This window comes from Streptomyces sp. NPDC050564, from assembly GCF_044457265.1.
In the GTDB taxonomy this organism is placed as follows: Bacteria; Actinomycetota; Actinomycetes; order Streptomycetales; family Streptomycetaceae; genus Streptomyces.
In genome coordinates, this window is record NZ_JBITGS010000007.1 from 95,563 (window position 1) to 115,785 (window position 20,223).

The 20,223-nt window shown below is 68.1% G+C and carries 13 protein-coding genes; 5 read left to right on the plus strand and 8 right to left on the minus strand.

All coding sequences use genetic code 11. From position 1 onward, the window contains the following. Nucleotides 1-217 precede the first annotated feature (217 nt). The 4 genes from ACIBK0_RS13270 to ACIBK0_RS13285 all read left to right on the plus strand — a co-directional run bounded on the left by ACIBK0_RS13270 (nucleotide 218) and on the right by ACIBK0_RS13285 (nucleotide 6,888). Nucleotides 218-2,044 (plus strand): AMP-dependent synthetase/ligase, encoded by a 1,827-nt coding sequence (locus ACIBK0_RS13270; protein ID WP_399078873.1) that lies wholly within the window; start codon nucleotides 218-220, stop codon nucleotides 2,042-2,044. Nucleotides 2,045-2,139: 95 nt separating this feature from the next. Then, nucleotides 2,140-3,396, plus strand: coding sequence for an ABC transporter substrate-binding protein (locus ACIBK0_RS13275; RefSeq protein WP_399078875.1), 1,257 nt, complete (start codon nucleotides 2,140-2,142; stop codon nucleotides 3,394-3,396). A 22-nt stretch (nucleotides 3,397-3,418) separates the two neighbouring features. After that, nucleotides 3,419-6,112 carry an ATP-binding cassette domain-containing protein gene (locus ACIBK0_RS13280; protein WP_399078877.1) on the plus strand — a complete coding sequence of 898 codons (2,694 nt, stop codon included), beginning with the start codon at nucleotides 3,419-3,421 and terminating at the stop codon, nucleotides 6,110-6,112. Beyond that, entirely contained in the window at nucleotides 6,109-6,888 is a 780-nt protein-coding gene (locus tag ACIBK0_RS13285) for an ABC transporter ATP-binding protein (RefSeq protein ID WP_399078879.1), read from the plus strand. Before ACIBK0_RS13280 ends, ACIBK0_RS13285 begins: the two co-directional genes overlap by 4 nt. Here ACIBK0_RS13285 and ACIBK0_RS13290 read toward each other — a convergent pair. From ACIBK0_RS13290 to ACIBK0_RS13325, 8 genes are read right to left on the minus strand one after another with little or no spacing between them, the layout of a single operon-like run. Next, the gene (locus tag ACIBK0_RS13290; RefSeq protein ID WP_399078881.1) at nucleotides 6,885-8,912 is read right to left on the minus strand and encodes a PQQ-dependent sugar dehydrogenase; all 2,028 of its coding nucleotides are present in this window, start codon (nucleotides 8,910-8,912) and stop codon (nucleotides 6,885-6,887) included. The genes ACIBK0_RS13285 and ACIBK0_RS13290 overlap by 4 nt on opposite strands. Nucleotides 8,913-8,923: 11 nt before the next feature. Next, nucleotides 8,924-14,551 carry a glycosyl hydrolase family 28 protein gene (locus ACIBK0_RS13295; protein ID WP_399078883.1) on the minus strand — a complete coding sequence of 1,876 codons (5,628 nt, stop codon included), beginning with the start codon at nucleotides 14,549-14,551 and terminating at the stop codon, nucleotides 8,924-8,926. A gap of 11 nt (nucleotides 14,552-14,562) precedes the next feature. Then, complete coding sequence (locus ACIBK0_RS13300; protein WP_399078885.1) at nucleotides 14,563-15,342, minus strand: Tat pathway signal sequence domain protein; 780 nt, start codon at nucleotides 15,340-15,342, stop codon at nucleotides 14,563-14,565. A gap of 4 nt (nucleotides 15,343-15,346) precedes the next feature. Continuing rightward, nucleotides 15,347-16,549, minus strand: a complete 1,203-nt coding sequence (locus ACIBK0_RS13305; protein WP_399079276.1) for a glycoside hydrolase family 105 protein — start codon at nucleotides 16,547-16,549, stop codon at nucleotides 15,347-15,349. Beyond that, complete coding sequence (pqqE, locus tag ACIBK0_RS13310; protein WP_399078886.1) at nucleotides 16,543-17,622, minus strand: pyrroloquinoline quinone biosynthesis protein PqqE; 1,080 nt, start codon at nucleotides 17,620-17,622, stop codon at nucleotides 16,543-16,545. Before pqqE ends, ACIBK0_RS13305 begins: the two co-directional genes overlap by 7 nt. Continuing rightward, nucleotides 17,619-17,873, minus strand: a complete 255-nt coding sequence (gene pqqD, locus ACIBK0_RS13315; RefSeq protein ID WP_399078888.1) for a pyrroloquinoline quinone biosynthesis peptide chaperone PqqD — start codon at nucleotides 17,871-17,873, stop codon at nucleotides 17,619-17,621. Before pqqD ends, pqqE begins: the two co-directional genes overlap by 4 nt. Next, nucleotides 17,870-18,673, minus strand: coding sequence for a pyrroloquinoline-quinone synthase PqqC (gene pqqC / locus ACIBK0_RS13320; RefSeq protein ID WP_399078890.1), 804 nt, complete (start codon nucleotides 18,671-18,673; stop codon nucleotides 17,870-17,872). Before pqqC ends, pqqD begins: the two co-directional genes overlap by 4 nt. 18 nt (nucleotides 18,674-18,691) lie before the next feature. Further along, entirely contained in the window at nucleotides 18,692-18,835 is a 144-nt protein-coding gene (locus tag ACIBK0_RS13325; RefSeq protein ID WP_399078892.1) for a pyrroloquinoline quinone precursor peptide PqqA, read from the minus strand. A 367-nt stretch (nucleotides 18,836-19,202) separates the two neighbouring features. Between ACIBK0_RS13325 and ACIBK0_RS13330 the strand changes: the two genes are divergently transcribed. After that, on the plus strand, nucleotides 19,203-19,994 hold the full coding sequence (locus tag ACIBK0_RS13330; RefSeq protein WP_399079278.1) for an aldo/keto reductase: 792 nt from the start codon (nucleotides 19,203-19,205) through the stop codon (nucleotides 19,992-19,994). Nucleotides 19,995-20,223: the final 229 nt, after the last annotated feature.

Sequence of the window (20,223 nt, forward strand, 5' to 3'; positions counted from 1 at the left end):
CCGCGCACCGTCATCGGGTCGTACAGATTCCGTGGAGATTACGGGCCGGAAACCTACGGAACCGTAAGCGATTCTGTCCGGCCCTTCCCCTTGTGCGGGCATTTCCCCGACTGACCAGTGCATACCCCGCGGCCCCCGACGGCTCGACCCCCCTCCCGCCCGACGTCCCGGTGGGGTAGCTTTCACGGCGCTGTGCGGAGCGCCACTAGGAGCGGGATTGCGCGAGTTCACCAACCCTCCGTTGGCGTCGGCGCCGCCGGTGGGCGGCCTGGCCGACGTCGTCTTCGACCATGCCCTCGAAGACCCGCTGCACATCGCTCTCGGCCGCAAGGACGAGCAGGGGCAGTGGCGCGACGTGACGTCCGCCGAGTTCCGCGACGAGGTGCTCGCCCTTGCCAAGGGCCTGCTCGCCCAGGGGATCCGCTTCGGGGACCGGGTCGCCATCATGTGCCGTACGCGCTACGAGTGGACGCTCTTCGACTTCGCCCTGTGGACGATCGGCGCCCAGGTCGTGCCCATCTACCCCACCTCCTCCGCCGAACAGGTCTTCTGGATGCTGTACGACGCCGAGGTGTCGGCCGTCATGGTGGAGCACGAGGACCACGCGATGACCATCGCCACGGTCGTCGACCGGCTGCCGCAGCTGCACCAGCTGTGGCAGCTCGACGTGGGCGCCGTGCAGGAGCTGTACGAGGCCGGCGCGCACATCGACGACGAGGTGGTCCACCGGCACCGGCGCGCCGTCACGCCCGAGTCGACCGCGACGATCATCTACACCTCCGGCACCACCGGTCGCCCCAAGGGATGCGTGATCTCCCACGCCAACTTCATGTTCGAGGCGGACACCGTCATCGAACGCTGGGAGCCCGTCTTCCACTCCAAGCGGGGCGACGAGGCGGCCACGCTGCTGTTCCTGCCGCTCGCGCATGTCTTCGGGCGGATGGTGCAGGTCGCCGCCTTCCGCGGGAAGGTCAAGTTCGGGCATCAGCCGCAGCTGAACGCGGCGGCGCTGCTGCCCGACCTCGCCGCGTTCCAGCCGACCTTCTTCCTGGCGGTGCCGTACATCTTCGAGAAGGTCTTCAACGCGGCCCGTCGCAAGGCCGAGAAGGACGGCAAGTCGGGCCCCTTCGAGAAGGCCGTCGAGGTCGCCGTGCGCTACGCGGACGCCGTCGAGTCGAAGGCCTGGGGCATCGGGCCCGGCCCTTCCGCGAGCCTGCGCATGCAGCACCAGTTCTTCGACAAGGTCGTCTACTCCAAGGTGCGCGCCGCGATGGGCGGCCGGGTCAAGCACGCGATGTCGGGCGGCTCGGCGATGGACCGGCGGCTCGGACTGTTCTTCGCGGGCGCCGGCGTCTCCATCTACGAGGGATACGGGCTCACCGAGTCCACGGCGGCCGCGACCGCCAACCCGCCCGAGCGCACCCGGTTCGGCACCGTCGGCCAGGCGATCCCCGGCACGACCGTGCACATCGCGGACGACGGCGAGATCTGGCTGCACGGCGGCAACGTCTTCCAGGGCTACCTCAACAACCAGAAGGCCACCGACGCCGCCCTGCACGACGGCTGGCTCGCCACGGGTGACCTCGGTTCCCTCGACGAGGACGGCTATCTCACCATCACCGGGCGCAAGAAGGAGATCCTGGTGACGTCCGGCGGCAAGAGCGTCTCGCCGGGGATCCTGGAGGAGCGGGTGCGCGATCATCCGCTGGTCGCCCAGTGCATCCTCGTCGGCAACGACCGGCCGTACATCGCGGCACTCGTCACCCTCGACTCCGAAGCCGTCGAACACTGGCTCCAGATGCGCGGCAAGCCGCAGCTGTCCCCCGCCCAGCTGGTGCGCGACCCCGACCTGGAGACCGAGGTACGGCGCGCGGTGGTCGCCGCGAATACGCTGGTCTCGCAGGCCGAGTCGATCCGTACGTTCCGGATACTGGCCCACCAGTTCACCGAGGAGCACGGACTGCTGACGCCTTCGCTGAAGCTGAAGCGGAAGGCGATCGAGAAGGCGTACTCGACAGAGGTCGAGGCCTTGTACCAGGCCTGAGATACCTGACGGCTCATCACTTACCGACGCGTCAGATATTGACGGGTCGTCAGATTCAACCGAGACTTTCGGTCACCCGACGGAGGGGGACCGACGTGTCGCGACCGATCCGCACCATCACCGCAGCCGTGGCCGCGCTGCTGCTCGCCACGACCGCCTGCAACTCGGCCGCCGATGGGGGGAGTTCGGACAAGGCGGGAAGCTCCGTACGCGGAGTGACCGACCATTCCATCAAGGTCGGCGGCATCGTCTCGATGACGACCGCCACGGGCTACTCCAAGAAGGACACCGACCTCGGCGCGAAGGCCCGCTTCGACCGGGCGAACGCGGAGGGCGGGGTCAACGGCCGGAAGATCGACTACCTCGGCGCCGAGGACGACGGACAGGACCCGGCCAAGAACCTCGCGGCGGCACGCAAACTCGTCCAGCAGGACAAGGTGTTCGCGATCGCGCCGATGAGTTCGACGACCTTCTCGGGAGCGGACTTCCTCCAGCAGCAGAAGGTACCGACCTTCGGCTGGGGCACCCTGCCCTCCTTCTGCGGGCCGACGTACATCTATGGCTTCGGCGGCTGCATGGTGCCGATGCCCGGCGGCACCATCTCGCAGACCTGGCCGGAGGGGCTCAAGCAGGTGACGGGCGGCTCGCAGGGCAAGTCCGTGGCGATCCTGGCCAATGACAGCGACGCCGGCACCTTCGCCATCCGCACCTACAAGCAGAGTTTCGCCTCGGCCGGCTACCAGGTGACCTTCGCCAAGTCGTCCGTACCCGCGGGCGCCGTGCCGAGCGACTGGTCGGCGTACACCAAGGAGATCCTGCGCAGCGAGGGCGGCAAGGCCCCCGACGCCGTCATCTCGGTGATGCAAACTCCGTACAACATCGGCCTGTTCACGGCGCTCAGGCGTTCCGGATACGACGGCGTGCTCACCGACCCCACCGACTACGACCCTTCGCTGCTCTCCAAGAGCGCGACGAAGAAGGCACTCGACGGGGTGCACATCCTGCTGTCGTTCCAGCCGTTCGAGCAGGACAGCGCGGCGATGCGGCAGTTCAAGGAGGACATCAGGAAGGCTGCGGGCAAGGACGCCCCACTGAACATGCACATGATGACGGGGTACATGTCGGCCGACCTCTTCCTCGCCATCGCCGAGAAAGCGGGCAAGAACCTGACGGTGGCGTCCTTCCAGAAGGCGGCGGGCGCCTTCTCCGACACGGGCACGATGGTCGGCGACCGCGCCGAGCCCAGGGGTCGCAAGGAGTCGTTCGGCTGCGGAGCTCTCGTCCAGCTCAAGGGCGGGAAGTACGTCGTCTCGGCACCCTTCAAGTGCTACTCGCCCATTCCCTTCAAGTAGCTGCTGACGAAGGGGACTTGGGATGTCGGACCTGTTGGGGTTCGTGCTGAGCGGACTGGTCTCCGGCGCGCTGTACGCCCTGCTCGCGACCGGGCTCGTGCTGTCCTACTCGGCCTCGGGACTGTTCAACTTCGCCCACGGCGCCACCGCTTATCTGTGCGCGCTCGCCTTCTACGAGCTGCACTCCGGCCTCGGCTGGCCCGCCGTGCCGACGGCCGTGCTGCTGGTGGGGGTGGTGGCGCCCGCGCTGGGCTGGGGCCTGGACCGGCTGATGTTCCGCAAGCTGGCGCGGGTCGGCGAGACGGCCCAGATCGTCGCCACCATTGGGCTGTTGGTGGCGCTACCCGCACTGGGGCTGTGGATCGTCGAGCTCCTCGAGGACGCGGGCGTGTCCGTCAAACCCGCCGAGAACCAGTTCGGGCTACCGGGGGTCGGGCCGAGCCCGGCGAAGTCGTGGCAGCTGATGGACGGTGTCGGCGTCGACTCCGACCAGTTGATCACCTGGGTGGCGACCGCCGTGGTCGCCATCGGGCTGTGGGTGCTGATGCGGCACACGCCCCTCGGGCTCAAACTCCGGGCGGCGGTGGACAACCGCTCGCTCGTGGAGCTGCGCGGAATGAGCGCGGACCGGCTGTCGTCGATCGCCTGGATGCTGTCGTCGGCGCTCGCCGGGCTCGCGGGTGTCCTCGCCACTCCTCTCCTCGGCCTGTCCGCCCACGACTTCACGCTCTTCCTCTTCGTCTCGGCGACGGCCGCGGTCCTCGGCCGCTTCGCGTCCATTCCGCTGGCCTTCGCCGGCGGCCTGGGGCTCGGGGTGCTGCAGAACCTGATCGCCGGGTATGCGACGTTCGCCGAGCGGATCACCGGTTTCCGTACGGCCGTTCCGTTCCTGATTCTCTTCGCCGGGCTGCTGGTGCTGACGCGGCGGCAGCGGACGGCCGGCACGGCGGCCGTCGACGCGCCGCCGGTCGACTACTTGGCGGGCCGGTCGTGGGTACGGCGCTGGGGCCCCTGGACGGCCGCCGGGCTGCTGCTCGCCCTCGCCTTCTACACGGTCACGACCCCCTTCTGGAGCGGCATTCTCGCCCAAGGGCTCGCCCTCTCCCTGGTGTTCGTCTCGTTCACGGTGGTGACGGGGCTCGGCGCGATGGTGTCGCTGGCACAGGCGACGTTCGTGACCGGCGCGGCCCTGGTGGCGGGGCTGCTCATGAGTCATGGCTGGCCGTTCGTGGCGGCCACGGCGGTCGGGACCTGCGCGGCCGCCGTGCTTGGCGCCCTGGTGGCGCTCCCGGCGCTGCGGCTCGGCGGGCGTTCGCTCGCCCTCGCGACCCTCGCGCTGGCCTTTCTCGCCGACCAGGTCCTGTTCCAGACGGGCCGGCTGAGGAACGGCGACACGGGCTGGGCGATCCCGCGCCCCGTCTTCGGACCGGTGGACCTGGGCGACGACCGCGCGATGGGCGTGGCGATGATCGTGCTCGTCGCGCTGGTCGTCGCGGCGCTCAGCGCGCTGCGGGACTCGCCGTCCGGGCGCGCGATGCTCGCGGTCCGCTCGGCTCCGGCGGCGGCGATGGCCTCGGGCGTGTCGGTGATCCGCACCAAGCTCATGCTGTTCACACTGTCGGCGGGACTCGCGGGCTTCGGCGGCGTGATGTACGCGTCGTACAGCACCCGCATCACCGCGACCGACTTCACCGCGATGACCGGGCTGATCTGGCTCGCGGTCGTCGTGGCGGCCGGAGTGCGCCGCCCCCAGTTCGCCGTGGCCGCGGGCCTCGTCTACGCCGTCGTACCGCATCTGCTGTCGGACTACGTCACCCGGTCCGTCCATCTGCCGGTGATCCTGTTCGGCCTGGCGGGGCTGGCACTGGCCAATGACCCGGACGGCTACGCGGCGGCGGTCTCCACCCGTCTGCACCGCAGGCGCGCGACGACCCAACCACCCGCGACGGTCGCGGCGCCCTCGGCGTCGTCCTCCGAAGCCGCCCTCGAACTCCGCGCCGTCCACGCCGGATACGACGACGCCGCCGTCCTGCGCGGCGTCGACCTCGCCGTCCGCCCCGGCGAGATCCTGGCCCTCCTCGGCCCGAACGGCGCCGGCAAGTCCACCACCTGCCGCGTCGCCGCCGGCCTCCTGGCCCCGCTCACCGGCCGGGTGTACGTCGCCGGGCGCGATGCCTCGCGCGAGCGGGCCGTCGGACGGTCACGGGCGGGGATCGTGCTGGCGCCCGAGGGACGCGGGATCTTCCCGTCCCTCACCATCGAGGAGAACCTCGCCCTGCATCTGCCCGCGAGGGACGAACGCGACGCCGTGTACGCGCGCTTCCCCGGCCTCGCGGCGCGCCGCGGCGTCCTCGCCGGCTCGCTGTCCGGCGGCGAACAGCAGATGCTCGCGCTGGCGCCGCTGCTTCAGCGCCCGCCGAAGGTGCTCATCGCGGACGAACCCTCGCTCGGCCTCGCCCCGCGCGTGGTCGACGAGGTGTTCCGGCTGCTGACCGAGCTCAAGGAGGCAGGGACCGCGCTGCTGCTCGTCGAGGAGAAGGCCGCCGAAGTCCTCGGGGTCGCGGACACGGTCGCATATCTCGCTCAAGGGCGGGTGACCTGGTGCGGTCCACGCGCCGAGGTGGAGGCGGACCGGCTGACGGAGGCGTACCTGGGGATCGCGGCCTCGCCCCGGGGGACGCCCCGGTCATCGGCCAAGGGGGTGCCCCAGTCATGAACGCACCCGTGCTCGAAGCCGTCGGCATCGGCGTCCGCTTCGGCGGCGTCCACGCTCTCGGCGGAGTGGACCTCGCGCTGCGCGCCGGCGAGGTGTGCGGACTCATCGGCCCCAACGGCGCCGGAAAGACCACCCTCTTCGATGCCCTGTCGGGCATCCGCCGCCCCGACGAGGGCCGCGTTCTCCTCGGCGGGACCGACATCACGCGCCGCTCCCCCGTCTGGCGCGCCCGCCACGGTATGCGCCGCACCTTCCAGCGGCAGCAGCTGTTCGGCCAGCTCACCGTGGCCGACAACCTGGTGGTGGCCCAGGAGTGGCGGGGCGGCGGGGGCGGCCTCGCGGCGGATCTGCTGGCGGCGCCCACTCGGCGTCCGTACGAGAGGGAGCGCAGACAACGGGCGGACGCAGTGCTCAGGAGCTGCGGCCTGGCGGAGCTCGGGGGCGGCTACGCGGGAGCCCTGCCCGTCGGCCGGGCCCGGATGGTCGAACTGGCGCGCGCGGTCGCGGACCCGCCCAGGGTGCTGTTGCTGGACGAGCCCGCGAGTGGGATGACAGATGATGAGATCCGACATCTGCTGTCTGTCATCCGTCACCTGTCCGTCGAAGAGGGTTGCGCCGTCCTGCTCGTCGAACACAACGTCGCCTTCGTCATGGAACTCTGCGCCCGCGTCGTCGTTCTCGACCTCGGCCGCGTCCTCGCCGAGGGCACGCCCGCCGAGGTGCACGTCGACCCGAAGGTCAGGGACGCGTACCTCGGCGCCGCGCACGCTGACTAGTCGATGCTCACCCGGAAGATCTTGTCCGAGCCGTCCGCCGCACCTCCGTTGTTGTCGCAGTTGGTGGTCGAGAGCCAGAGCTGGTCGGCGCCGGGAACCTTGGTGACCGTGCGCAGACGACCGTACGTACCCACGTAGTAGGCGGTCGCCGTGCCGACGTTCTCCGTGTCGCCGTTGAGCGGGATGCGCCACAGGCGCTCACCGCGCAGAGACGCCATGTAGATGACATTGCGGACGATGGCGATGCCGCTGGGTGAGGCCTCGGAGACGTTCCAGGTCTTCTTGGGGTTGGTCATCCCGGAGACGCTGCATGTGCCCTCGCAGGTCGGCCAGCCGTAGTTGGCGCCCGGCTTGATGAGGTTCAGCTCGTCCTTGGAGCTGTCCCCGAACTCGGCCTCCCACAGCCGTCCGTTGCGGTCGAAGGCCAGACCCTGCGGGTTGCGGTGACCATAGCTGTAGACGTAGTTGCCGAACGGGTTGCCAGGGGCCGCCTTGCCGTCCGTCGTCATGCGCAGGATCTTGCCGTTGAGGGAGTTCTTGTCCTGCGCGAGGGCGGGCGTCTGCGCCTCACCGGTCGAGACGTACAGATAGCCGTCGGGGCCGAAGGCGAGCCGCCCGCCGTTGTGGTAGCGGTTCTTCTTGATGCCCTGGAGCAGGATCGTGTAACCGGACAATGAGCTGCCGTTGTACGTCATACGGACGACCCTGTTGCCCTCGGACGCCGTGTGCATGAAGTAGACGTAGTGGTTGGTCTCCCACTTCGGATCGACCGCCACGCCCAGCAGGCCGCCCTCGCCGTTCGTCGTCACCGCGTTGGGCACCGTCCCGACCTGCGTCTTCGTGCCGTCCTTCGCGACCTTCCAGACGCGGAAGTCGTCCCGCTCGGTGACCAGGGCGGTCTGGCCGTCGGGCATCCAGTACGTGCCCCACGGGATCGTCCAGCCGCTGGAAACCGTCCCGATCGACGACGGGACACCGCCGTCCGTGGCGCAGGCCTTCGTCGTGAAGGTGACCGTGTTGCTCTGCGGGGAGACGTTGCCCGCCGCGTCGCGCGCCACCACGTTCAGGGTGTACGGGCTGTTGCAGGCAAGCCCGGTGAGCGTGGTCGACGTGCCGGTGACGCTCTTGTACACGGTCGTGTCACTGCGCACGTCGTACCCGACGACGGCCTTGTCGTCCGTCGAGGCGCCCCAGCTCAGGTCGACGCCGTTGGCGGTGACGTCCGACGAGGTGAGGGTGCCGGGCCTGGTCGGCGGGGTGGTGTCGGAGCTCGGCGGGGTGGTGCAGTCCACGACCGGGCTGGCCTGCGAGGCGTTGCCGGCCGCGTCCCGGGCGATGACCGTCAGGTTGTAGGTGGTGCGGGGGCTCAGCCCGGTGAGCGCCTTCGAGGTCGCGTCGCCCGGCGCCTCGGCGAGCTTGTTGCCGTGTTCGTAGATGTCGTACGCCGTCACCCCGACGTTGTCCGTCGAGGCGCCCCAGGCGAGGGTGAGGCCGTCCTCCGTGACCGCCGAGCAACTCGGCTGACCGGGGCGGCTCGGCGCCTGGGTGTCGGCCGCCGCTCCGATGCTGATCCGGTCGAGGTTGGGGCCGCCGTTGGGCGTGGTGGCGGTCGCGCGGATCTTGTTGGAGCCCGCGTTCAGCGAGACGTTGACACTCTTGCTCGCCCAGGTGTCCCAGTTGGTGGTGGCCGGGAAGGAGACGCCGGTGGCGACCACCGTCCCGTTGACGGAGATGTTCATCGGCCGGTCGGTGGCGGTGCCGTTGGCGTACCGCAGGGCCAGCGACGACGTGCCCGACGATGCCGCGCTCACCGTGAACTCCACGTATGAGCCGGTGGTGTTGGTGTAGTCGACGAAGCCCGTGCCCGTATAGCCGGTGTGGTTGGAGGCGACCGTGCCCTGCGAGATCATGGCGTCCTCGGCCTGGTAGTCGGTGGCCGCGTGGGCCGCCGAACCGGTCAGTCCGACCAGCGGCACGGCCAGGGCCAGGGAAAGGCACCAGGGAAGTGCTCTTGTGAGTTTCATGGTTGATCCCCTCAGCCCGTGTACTGGGCGAAGACCTTGAGATAGTCGTACGGCTGCTGCGAGACGCCGCTGCAGGAGTCCCCGTCGGAACCGGAACCGCAGGCCCGGTCACGGTTCACGGACCAGTACGTGAGGCGCGCGATGTGGTGCTGCTGCGCATAGGCAAGCATGGTCTTGAAGTCGGACACCCGGACACGTTCACCGGAGTCGTCGGTCTTGCCGTTCATCGACGACAGCCCGATGTGCGCGTACGTCGCCGCGTCGCTGTAGCCGTACGCCGACTTCACCCGCGCCTTGAGGCCCTCCATGGCCTGCGTGGTCAGCGTGCCCATGTTCGTGGTGCCGCCGCCGAAGTCGAACGGCATGATGCACCAGATGTCGTTCGCCAGACCTGAGTTGGCGCCCCGCTTGATCATGTCGACACCGGTGGCGTCGGGGCCGCTGGTCGTCGTACCGAAGGTGATGATGGTCTTGAGACCGGCGTTGTGGGCCTTCACCGTCTTCAGCGCGTCGATCACGCGCTGTCTGACCGTCGCGCTGTTCCACTCGGTGTTCTCGATGTCGATGTCGATGACCTTGAGGCCGTAGGCGTTGATCACCTTCTGGTACGCGCCCGCGAGCGCCGAGGCGCTGGAACACTTCTCGCCGAGTTTGGCGCCGCTCCAGCCGCCGATGGAGACGATGACGTCACCGCCGGCCGCCCTGATCGCCTTGATCTTCGCCTGGTCGTTTCCGCCGGTCAGCGGGCGCGAGCCGTCCCACTTCGGGTTGCAGGACCCATCGGAGAGGATGAAGGCGAGCGTGAACCACTTGACGCCGGTCGCCGACATCACGGTGGTGGGGTTCTGCGGGTTGCCCCAGCCGAAGTACTCGTAGGGGGCGACGGCCATCCCGGGAGCCGCAGCAGAAACGTTCACCGGATTGACCGAGTTCACAGCCATCGCGCCGTTGCCCGAATCCACAGCTTTCGTGGCGCTCACCGGCTTCACAGCTTGCGTGGCGCTCACCGGCTTCACACGGATCAGCCGTGTTTCCCCGGGTCGCAGCGTCGCGCTGTAGGAGTTCGCGATCACGCCCTTGTGGGAGCCCGACCACAGGTCCGTGACGTCGCCGGAGCCCGTGAAACCTACCTGCGACCAGTTCACACTGACCGTGGTGTTGCCGGACGTACCGGTGTTGAACAGCGCCACGACATGGTCGCCGCTGTTTTCCTCCTTGCTCCAGACCTGTTTGACACCACTGTTCACCACCCGTTTCGCGGCGACGCCGTCCTGGTCGACGCCGATGAGCCGGTCATTCGTCAGCATCGCCTTGTCGACGGAGTCGACGTGCGTGAGGTCGGTGCCGAGCAGCAGCGGCGCGGCCGCCATCGCCCACAGGGTGAAGTGGGAGCGACGTTGATCGGCGGTGAGTCCTGCCTGGTCGCCGTTGCCGATCTCCAGTGAGTCGAGGTCGTTCCAGCCGCCTGGGCCGGCGTACGGCTGCCAGTTCGCCGCCGAGGTGAAGCGGGCGGAGACGTGCGACCAGTCGGTCAGCGGATAACCGCTGCCGTTCGGGCCCGAACCGCAGTAGCACTCGACATCGCCCTGAGTGCGCCAACTGTTCGCCAGCGAGCGCCAGGTGGAGGCGTTCGCGATCGGGAGGTTGTTGGAAAGCGCGAAGTTGATCGGCCGGCCGGTGGCCCGCAGCGCCTTGTCCCAGGCCTGGACGTCGGGGACGTCGGCGCTGCCCACCCCGTCGATCTTCAGGTAGTCGACTCCCCAGGAGGCGAACTGCTTCGCCCACGAGTTCACGAACTCCTGAGCGCCCGGCTTCCCGTAGTCGATGTAGTACATGTTCTTGCAGTTGTAGTTCTTCTCGGTCTTCGACGTGTCCGCGATATCGGCCGCGTGATACGAAGTCCCCTCGATCGGTGTGTTCTTGGTGACCGCGTTCTTGGCTATACCCGGTGTCACATAGAAGCCGAACTTCAGTCCCTTGGAGTGGATGTAGTCGGCCAGTGCCTTGATTCCGGAGGGGAATTTGGCCGTGTCGACGGTCCAGCGGCCATAGGAGTCGACAACGAATCCGTTCGCGTCGCACTTCTGCCAGAAATCGTCGAGGTTGACGTACACGAAGCCGTGGTTCTCCAGTCCGCTCGCAACCAGGGCGTCGGCCTGCGCCTTGATCTTCGCCTCGGTGGGCCGGCGGCGGACGAAGCTCCAGCTGCTCCAGCCCATCGCGGGGCGGACGGACTGACCGTTGTCCGAATAGGGCCCGACCGCCGCCCGCGCCGCCGATGCGTCTGAGGAGCCGGCCGTGGCCGCCGGTGTGGCGTACGACGTCCCGATCCATGCCTCGTCGATCCGCAACCGCTTGTAGCGGGTCGAATCGGTGGACGCGGCCCAGGTGGAGTCGACTTCGAGACGTACGTAGCGGGCATTGGCCGCCGTCAGGTCGATCCCCTGGATTCCGCGACGACTTGGCAGTTGCCCGGTCTTCACGGCACTTCCCCAGCTGGAGCCGTCATTGCTGAGGAACACCTTGTACGCCTTGATCCGCGCCGACTGTTCGGTGTCGGAGCGCGCGTAGGCGACGGAGTCCTCACGTTGGTTCAGGCCGATGTACTGGACCTTCTTCGCCGAGCCGAGGTCGAAGGTGAGGTCGACCGGCAGGGTCTTGTTGTTGTCCCAATACGTGAGGTAGTTGCCGTCACCTGCCGCCGAACCCTCATGCCCGCTCACCGAGGAGCCGGCGCTGACCGTGACCCCGGAGAGGATGCCCTGCCGCCCCGCGGTCGTGACCTTGAAGACGGTGTCGTACGGGTCCCAGTTGCCGAGGCCGCTCAGCGTGAGCACTCCGCCGGACTGCGACCACGAGATCGCCGCTCCCGTTCGGAGATTGGTGACGGACGCGATCCGGTAGCCGTTGTCGCGGATACGCAGCGTGCTGGTGGACGGCGGCGTCAGCACGTGCACGTATTGGAGATCGGGGTCGCTCCTGCTGATTGTCGTGACGCCGTGGGAACCGTCGTTCCAGAAGCCGGGCTTCAGGCCGCCGTACATGTAGCCGCCGCCCTCGGTGCCGTGCAGGGACTGCCAGATGGAGTCGAGGTAGGCGTCGGCGAAGTTGTTGAAGGCGGCCTGGTTGCTCGGAAACCTGCCGTTGACCTGAGCGGTCTCGGCCATCAACGCCTTCACGGACGATCCCGTGTTGGTGATCAGCCGGCCGAGCGTGAGCATCTTGTCGACGGAGGGGTTCGAGCCGTCGTACCACCATGCTCCGCTCGACGGCAGCTTGAAGTCGGCCTCGGTCAGCCGGGGTTGGGCCGTGTAGACAGCCTGGGGGTAGTCGTACGCCGGCGTCATCCCCGTCTTCTGCTCATTGCTGATCATGTCCATGATCGGCGTATCTTCGTTGTTGTTGCTCAGCGTGTAGTTCGGGCGCTTCTGCTGGATCTGCGCATATAGGTTGTGGCTCTCCCAGTACGCGTTGTCGTTGTCGATCCAGAAGCCGCCGAGGTCGGGATAGCGGTCCATGACCTCGAAGAAGTTGTCGTACGAGAAGCGGCCGAAACCATCGCGGGTGGTGAGGTCGACATTCGTTCCCTTGTAGGCCGAGTACGCGGCCGAGTCGAGCCATTCGTGGCCGCCCTCGTTGTGCCACTGGGGGTCGTCGGTCATGTAGAGGATGACCTTGAGGCCCTTGGCCTTGGCCGCGGTGATCAGTTCGCCGAGGAAGTCGCGGTGGGTGGAGCAGCTGCCGGGGATCTTCGACGGCCAGGGGCGGGCGTAGCCGAGCCTGCTGTGGAAGGTGGCGAGGACAAGGTACTGGGTGTGCAGCTTCTGGGCCTCCTTCACCCAGTAGGCGGGGGTCCAGCCGCCGCTGGTGACGTCGTTCTCCCAGGCGGTGCAGCTGGTGTGGGCGGGGGCGGTGCGTTCACCCCAGTGCAGAAAGAGGCCGCCGACGGAGCCGCGGAGGAATGCCTGGCGGGGGTTCTCCAGGTCGAGCGGTTTCGCGGCCGCGCTCCTGGCGACCGCGCTCTTCGCAGCCGCGGGCTTCACGGCCACGCTCTCCCCATCCGCGCTCACAGCCACGGTCTTCGCGGCCGCGCTCTTCACAACCCCGGCCTTCGCGGCCGCGGTCTTGACTGCCGTACCGCAGCTCTCGCTCGACCCGGCACCGGAGACGCGCAGGGCCCCACCCGACGTGTTGTGACTGTCCGTCAGGCAGTACCCCGTGACGCTCTGGAACCCCACGTCGTGCGGCGAGTTGCTCCCGCGCTGTGCCGTGAAGTGGTTGAACCTGATTCCGTCGGCCGAGTTGGCGATGACGGCAGGACGTCCGTCGTTCGCCGCGAACTTCACCGAGCTGTTCGTGAAGGTCACGTCGTCCGCGTTGTGGAGGTACCAGCCGTACGCGGGGCGCGTGCCGATGGCCTTCGGGTTGTAGTCGTTCGGGTCGTTGCTCGGCACGGCGGTGGACATGGTCCCATTGCCGCCGGGCACGGTGATGTCGACGTCGGTGAAGGTGACTCCGTTGATCCGGTGGCCGCTCTCGCCCCACAGGGTCGGGCTGAAGGACGGACTCGACCCGGTCGCCTTGATGTTGTCGTAGGTGATGTCGCTGATGGAGCCGATGCCCGGACTGTTCCCGCAGCGCTTCCGGGTGCCGATCTTCTGCATGATCGGTGAGTGGACGTTCGTCATCGTGATGTCGCGGTAGTGGACGTCCGAGATCTTCGCGCCGTCCATCGAGACCATGCCGAGCCCGGATTTGTTGGAGCCCTCGATGCGGATCTTCGTGAACTGGTAGTCGGAGAAGTCGCCACAGGTCTCGGAGCCGAACATCAGCGCGTTGCAGCACACCGCCGACAGATAGGAATCGCTCACCCGCACATGGCCGTTGGGTAGCTTGGCGCCGAGCGCGTAGTCGCTCTTGAAGACGAGCGCGTCGTCGTTGGCCTTGATGTTGGCGTTCGTGACGGTCACATTCGTCGTGCTGATGACGTTCCAGCCGTCGCGGTCGCTCGCGGTGTCGATGGTCAGGTGGTCGGAAGTGACGTTCGTGCAGCCGTTGATGAGGGCCGCGAAGTGGCCGCCGCGGCGCAGGGTGAGACCGTCGCCGATGCGCAGGCCGTTGCAGCGGGTCAGGGACAGGATCTTGTCGGCCTCGCCGGACTTGGGGTTGCCGGTGATGAGGTTGCCGAGGCCGTCGATGACGCCCCCGCCCACGAAGCCGATGTCGGTGAGCCGGTCGCCGTAGATCATCGCGTTGTGGAAGTGGCTGTGCCCGTAGTCCTGGTAGGCGTCGTTGGGGTTGTCCTCGGGTGGGTCGTACGTGTCCGCGCTGGAGCCCTGGATCGTCGCGCCCGTGTCGACCTGGAGCGTGACCTCGCTCTTCATGTGGATGGTGTTCTTCGACTTGTACTTGCCCGCGGGGAAGCGGACCGTGCCGCCGCCCGCGGAATTGGCCGCCGTGATGGCCTTGTTGATGGCGGGGGTGTCATTGGTGGAGCCGTCGCCCTTGGCTCCGTAGTCGCGTACGTCGAAGACGCCGGCCCGGGTCGTCGGTGCGGCCGCGAGGGCCTGTGGGTGTGTCAGGCCGAGAACCACGGCGAAGGCGAAGAAGAGCGTCGTCACCCAGTGTGTGCGTGTCATGTGACGGCTCCTCACACCAGTTGGTAGCCGCGGAGGTTGGTCAGCAGCAGGTAGCAGTCCTGCAGGGACCCCGATGTGTCGCCGAGGGAGCGGTAGATGCCCCACTTGGGCCGCACCCGGTCGGCGAGGAAGGTGTCGACGCCCGTCTTCGACTTGTCGATGACCGTGGTCGAACCGTTCTTGAGGATCCAGCGGACCGAGCCCGCCGAGCCGTTGCCGACCTTGATCTGGAAGTCGACGTCGATCCATTTGTTGTGCAGCGGCTCCAGGGCCGTACGGCCGACGAGAATGTCGTCGATCGCCAACTTCAGCTCGATGGTCTGCACGCCGTTCACCCGCCGCAGGGACTGCACGACGATCGGCGAGGTGCCGTTACCGGGCTGCTTCATCTGCATGATGTGGGTGAAGGTGGTCGTCGCCTTCAGCGAGCTCGGAATGTACATCGAGTACGTGACCCGCCAGGTCTGGCCCTCGGTCCACTTCAGATAGTTGCTGCCGCTGCCGTTGCGCAGTCCGGTGACCTCCTGGCGCTGCCGGTCGGTCGACGTGTCCCGGTCGACCTTGTGCATGGTGAAGTGCCAGTTGTCGCCGGTCGCGTAGATGTGTGGCTGTCCGGCCGGGTGCGAGTCGGCGCGGTCGTCCTCGACGGTCTCGAACGCGCCGAGTCCGTTGCCGCTGGCCGAGGGGGCCCATTTCTGCTGCCAGGAGGCGGCGTGCGCCGCTGTCGCGCTCGACAGGCCGACCGCGCCGCCGAGTGCGGCGCCGAGCAACCCTCTTCTAGACGTGCTCATGACATTACTCACCTCGCAACTGTTCGTTCATGATCAGAAAGGCGCCGAGTCCGTGGAAGTCGTTCGTGGCCCGAGTGCGGGCGACGTAGTACGCGTAGTCGCCGACGTTGGTGCCGATCGAGATGTCGGTGAGACGGGTGCGACCATCGGAGCTGGTCGAGATCTTGGCCAGGACGCCTTGGTAACCGCGCTGGGCGACCATGGCGTAGTGCGCGTCGAGGTAGCCCTGTTGGACACCGCGCGAGAGGGCGTAGGTGAACATGCTGGAGCAGGAGGTCTCGGTCCAGTTGTCGCTCCTGCCGCCCTTGTCGATCACCTGGTACCAGCGCCCGGTCGCCGGGTCCTGGTACTTCTCCAGGCCGACCGCCAACTTCCTGAGGATGCTGACGAGGTGATCCCGTCGGGGATGGTTGACGGGGATCGCGTCGAGCACGTTGACGATCGCCATCGAGTACCAGCCGACCGCACGGCACCAGTGCTCGGGCGCGAGCCCCGTCTGCGGATCGGCCCAGCTCGCGGTCTTCGACTCGTCGTAGGCGTGCTTCAGCAGACCGCTCGGGACCTGGAGATGGCTGCCGTAGACATACAGCTGCTGGGCCGCCTCGTCGTTCGTGTACGTCGCGTCCCCGAACTCCTTGCCGTACTCGACGAGGAAGGGGTTCACCATGTAGACGCCGTCGGCCCAGAGTTGATGGGCACGGCTGCTGGTGTCGGCGTGCCAGAAGCCGCCGTCGGCGGTGCGCGGGTACGTGGCGAGACGGTCGCGGATCTTCCTCGCCGCCTTGCGGTAGCGGTCCTGACCCGTCTCGTGGTGCAGGATGGTCAGCAGTCGGCCTGCCTGCATGCTGTCGAGGCTGTTGAAGCTCTGGTCGATCGTCCCGTCGCTCTTCACGAAGCGGTCGACGTAGCTCTTGATGTACGAGAGATAGCGGGCGTCGTGCGTGCGCCGATAGGTGAGGTACTGGCCGTAGAGGTAGAGACCGACCGGGTACGACCAGCCGCCGATCGTGCTGGGCGAGTAGCGCGCCATGGTCGAGTCGATCAGGGCGACCGACCAGTCGGGCGCGGCGACCGGGGACCGGTCCGGGGCGGCGATCTGCTGAGGTCCGGCAATGGCGGCCTGGGGCGCGGTCGCGGATACCGTCATCAGGCCCGTGGTGGCGAGCGCGCCCGCAAGCAACGCCGCTCGCAGTCGTCGTCTCATGATCCTCCCTCTCGGTAGGCATAGGCAGAGGTCGTACGCGGGCTGTCGTCGACGAGCGTGCGTACGAGGTGGTGGTCGGGGGCGTGGCGGCAGGCCGGGTCGGTGCGCGTGGCATCACCGGTGAGCGCGTGCGCCTGGCAGCGACAGCCGCCGAAGTCGGTGGTGCGCAGGGCGCAGGTGCGGCAGGGGTCCCGCATCCAGCCCTCGCCGCGGTAGGCGTTGAAGGCCTTCGACTCGCGCCAGATCCAGTCGAGCGGGTGATCCCGCACGCTCGGCGGGTCGAGGTCGGGGAGGCTCGCCGCCGCCGGGCACGGAAGTACGGTGCCGTCCGGAGCGACGGTGAGGGAGACAGCTCCCCAGCCGCCCATGCACGGTTTCGCGGTGCCGTCGACGTAGTCGGGAGCGACCCAGATCAACTCCAGGGCGCCGACGAGTTGTTCACGGCGGCTGGTCACGGTGGAGTGGGCCCGTGCGACCTGGTCGCGGGTCGGCAACAGGGCCGCGCGGTTGCGTAACGCCCAGCCGTAGAACTGGGTATTGGCGAGCTCGATCCGCTCGGCGCCCCAGTCGAGGCCGAGACTGATCAGATCGTCGAGGGCATCGATGTTGGCGCGGTGGAGCACGACATTGAGGCCGAGCGGAAGTCCGGCCGCCCGCACCAGGCGCGCGGCTCGTTCCTTGGCGGCGAACGAGCGGGAGCCCGCGATGAGTTCGGCGGCAGCGGGGTCCGTGTGCTGCACGGAGAGCTGGACGCAGCGAAGGCCGGCGTCCCGCAGTTCCGCGAGCCGCCGCTCGTGCAGGCCCACGCCGCTGGTGACGAGCTGGGTGTAGAGCCCAGCGGTGTCGGCCGCCTCGACGACCTGGGTGAGGTCCCGTCGCAGCAGCGGTTCGCCGCCGGAGAGGTGGGTCTGGACGACGCCCAGGTCGGCGGCCTGGCGCAGTACGTCGGCCCATTGCCCGGTGCTCAGCTCTCTTGACCGACTGATCAGTTCGACGGGGTTGGAACAATACGCGCAGCGCAGCGGACAGCCGTGGGTGAGTTCGGCAAGCAGGGCCCAGGGGGGAGCCACGGTCACTGGAGCCAGCCCTCCTTTCGCAACGCCGTAAGGAATGCGGGGACGTCGTCGGCGACCGGCGCGCCCGGGAACCGTTCGCCCAGCACGGCGACGATCTCGGGCACCGCACGACTGCCGTCGCACAGTCGGACGATGCCGGCCGCGGTGCCACGCAGGACGACCACTCGCTCCGGTAGGAGCAGCAAGTCGGTTGCCCTGACACAGTCATGACGGAGCATCACGGACCGGGAGAGCGCGGGACGCCAGGTCATGACCCGCTCACGGGGTCGCGCGGCACGTCGGCTCCGCCTCCCTCCCCCACGCGGTCGCCCTGGCCCACCCGGCCGTCCCGAACCTCCCCGCCTTGGTCCACCGCGTCCAGCAAGGCCCACAGCACCTCGCACTTGAACGCCAGCGCGGCCACCGCCCGTTCCTGCTGTTCCCTGGTGCGGGCCCAGGTCTGGACGAGTGCGAGGGCCTCCTCGCTGTCCCGGCCGCCCTGGCCGATACGGGCCCGGAAGTAGGCGAGCCCGTCGGCGTCGATCCATGGATAGTGCCGCTCGAAGGCGGCGATCCGCTTGCGCATCAGCCCGGGTGCCGACAGCTCGGTGAGCGAGGCGGCGACCGCGTCCAGTGCCGGTCGTCGGCGGCAGAAGGTGACGTAGCCCTCGACCGCGAACCGCACGCCGGGCAGCACCCGGGACGCGTCCCACAGTGTCGGGCGGTCGAGGCCGGCCGCCTCGCCGAGCCGCAGCCAGCGTTCGATGCCGCCCTCGCCGTCGGGCGTTCCGTCGTGGTCCTGGATCCTGCGCAGCCAGGCACGGCGCAGCGCGGGCTCGTCGAACTTGGCAATGATCAGGGCGTCCTTGACGGGGATGTGGCGCTGGTAGTGGAAGCGGTTGGCGATCCAGCGGCGCAGCTCAACGGGCGTCAACTCGCCCTGGTGCATACGGATGTTGAAGGGGTGCCGGTCGTGGTAGCGCTCCTCGGCGACGGTGCGCAGCCGCTCGGTGAACTCGATGGTTCGCCAAGGGGCCGCGGCACCGTCGTCGCGCACGGTTGTCGCGGTCATGGTGCGACCACCGGTGCTCTAGCGCTCGCCGAGGGCGTACGCGGTGACCTCCAGGGCGGTCTCGACGACGAGATACCCGGGGGCCTCCCAAACCCTTTCCTCCGATGTTTCCCGAGTGCTCGATTCCGTGCGGGAGATCTCGGAAGCCTGCTGTTCGTTCATGTGTGCATACCCGCTTTCCTGATGGGTGGGGGGTGTGGAGCCCAGACAGGTGTGGTGGGGCCTAGACAGGCACTAGCGTTCACATGCATGCACTGAGTTCACGAGAGCGTTCAGTGACGTGTACAGAGTTGCGGGGTGACGGGACCCGGTCAATGGTCCGGACCGAGAAGGTCGGATCCATTTCCGGCCAACCTCCGTTCGGGCCAACGACGGACGCGTCCGCCCCCACCATGAATCCACGAGGAATCCACCGGTCAGGAATGCATTACGACCCGTGATCGTTGACCATGGGAGTACCACCCGACGACTGAAGGATCGAGAGCTCGTGAGCAAGGTCCCCCCGATCACCCTGAACAACGGCGTCGAGATGCCGCAGCTGGGCTTCGGTGTCTGGCAGGTGCCGGACGACGAGGCGGACCGGGCGGTCACCACCGCGCTGGAGGCCGGCTACCGCAGCATCGACACCGCTGCGATCTACGGCAACGAAGAGGGCACCGGCAAGGCCATCACCGCCTCCGGCATCGCCCGCCAGGATCTCTTCGTCACCACCAAGCTCTGGAACAGCGACCAGGGGTACGACGCGACGCTGCGCGCCTTCGACGCGTCCCTGGAGAAGCTCGGGCTGGAGTACATCGACCTGTATCTGATCCACTGGCCGCTGCCGTCACGGGGCAAGTACATCGACACCTACAAGGCCTTCGAGAAGCTCTACGCGGACGGCCGCGCCAAGGCCATCGGCGTCTCCAACTTCCTTCCGGAGCACCTGGAGAAGCTGATCGACGCGACGTCCGTCATCCCGGCCGTCAACCAGATCGAACTGCACCCGCACCTCCAGCAGGACGCGGCGCGCGCGTACCACGCGGAGCAGGGCATTGCGACCGAGGACTGGTCGCCGCTCGGCTCGGGCAGGGGCCTCCTGGAGGTCCCGGCGATCGTCGCCATCGCCCAGAAGCACGGCCGCACGCCGGCGCAGATCGTGCTGCGCTGGCACCTCCAGCTGGGGAACATCGTGATCCCCAAGTCCGTGACTCCGTCCCGGATCAAGGAGAACATCGACGTCTTCGACTTCTCGCTGGACGCCGAGGACATCGCGGCGATCACCGCGCTGAACGAGGACCGTCGCCTGGGCCCGGACCCGGCGACCTTCGAGATGGGCTGAGGCCCGCAGCCATATGACGGTCCGCCCCGCCGCGAGGTCTCTCGCGGCGGGGCGGACTGTCGTACGGGAGCCGGACCGTCGTCGGCCGGCTCCCATACGGAAGGCGATTCCCCGAACGACCCGTCGTCGGCAGGCCTGCAATGGATCACGATCCGGCGAACGACCCGTCGTCGGCAGACCTCTACACGGAACACGATCCGGCGAACGACCCGCCATCCGCCGACCCGCC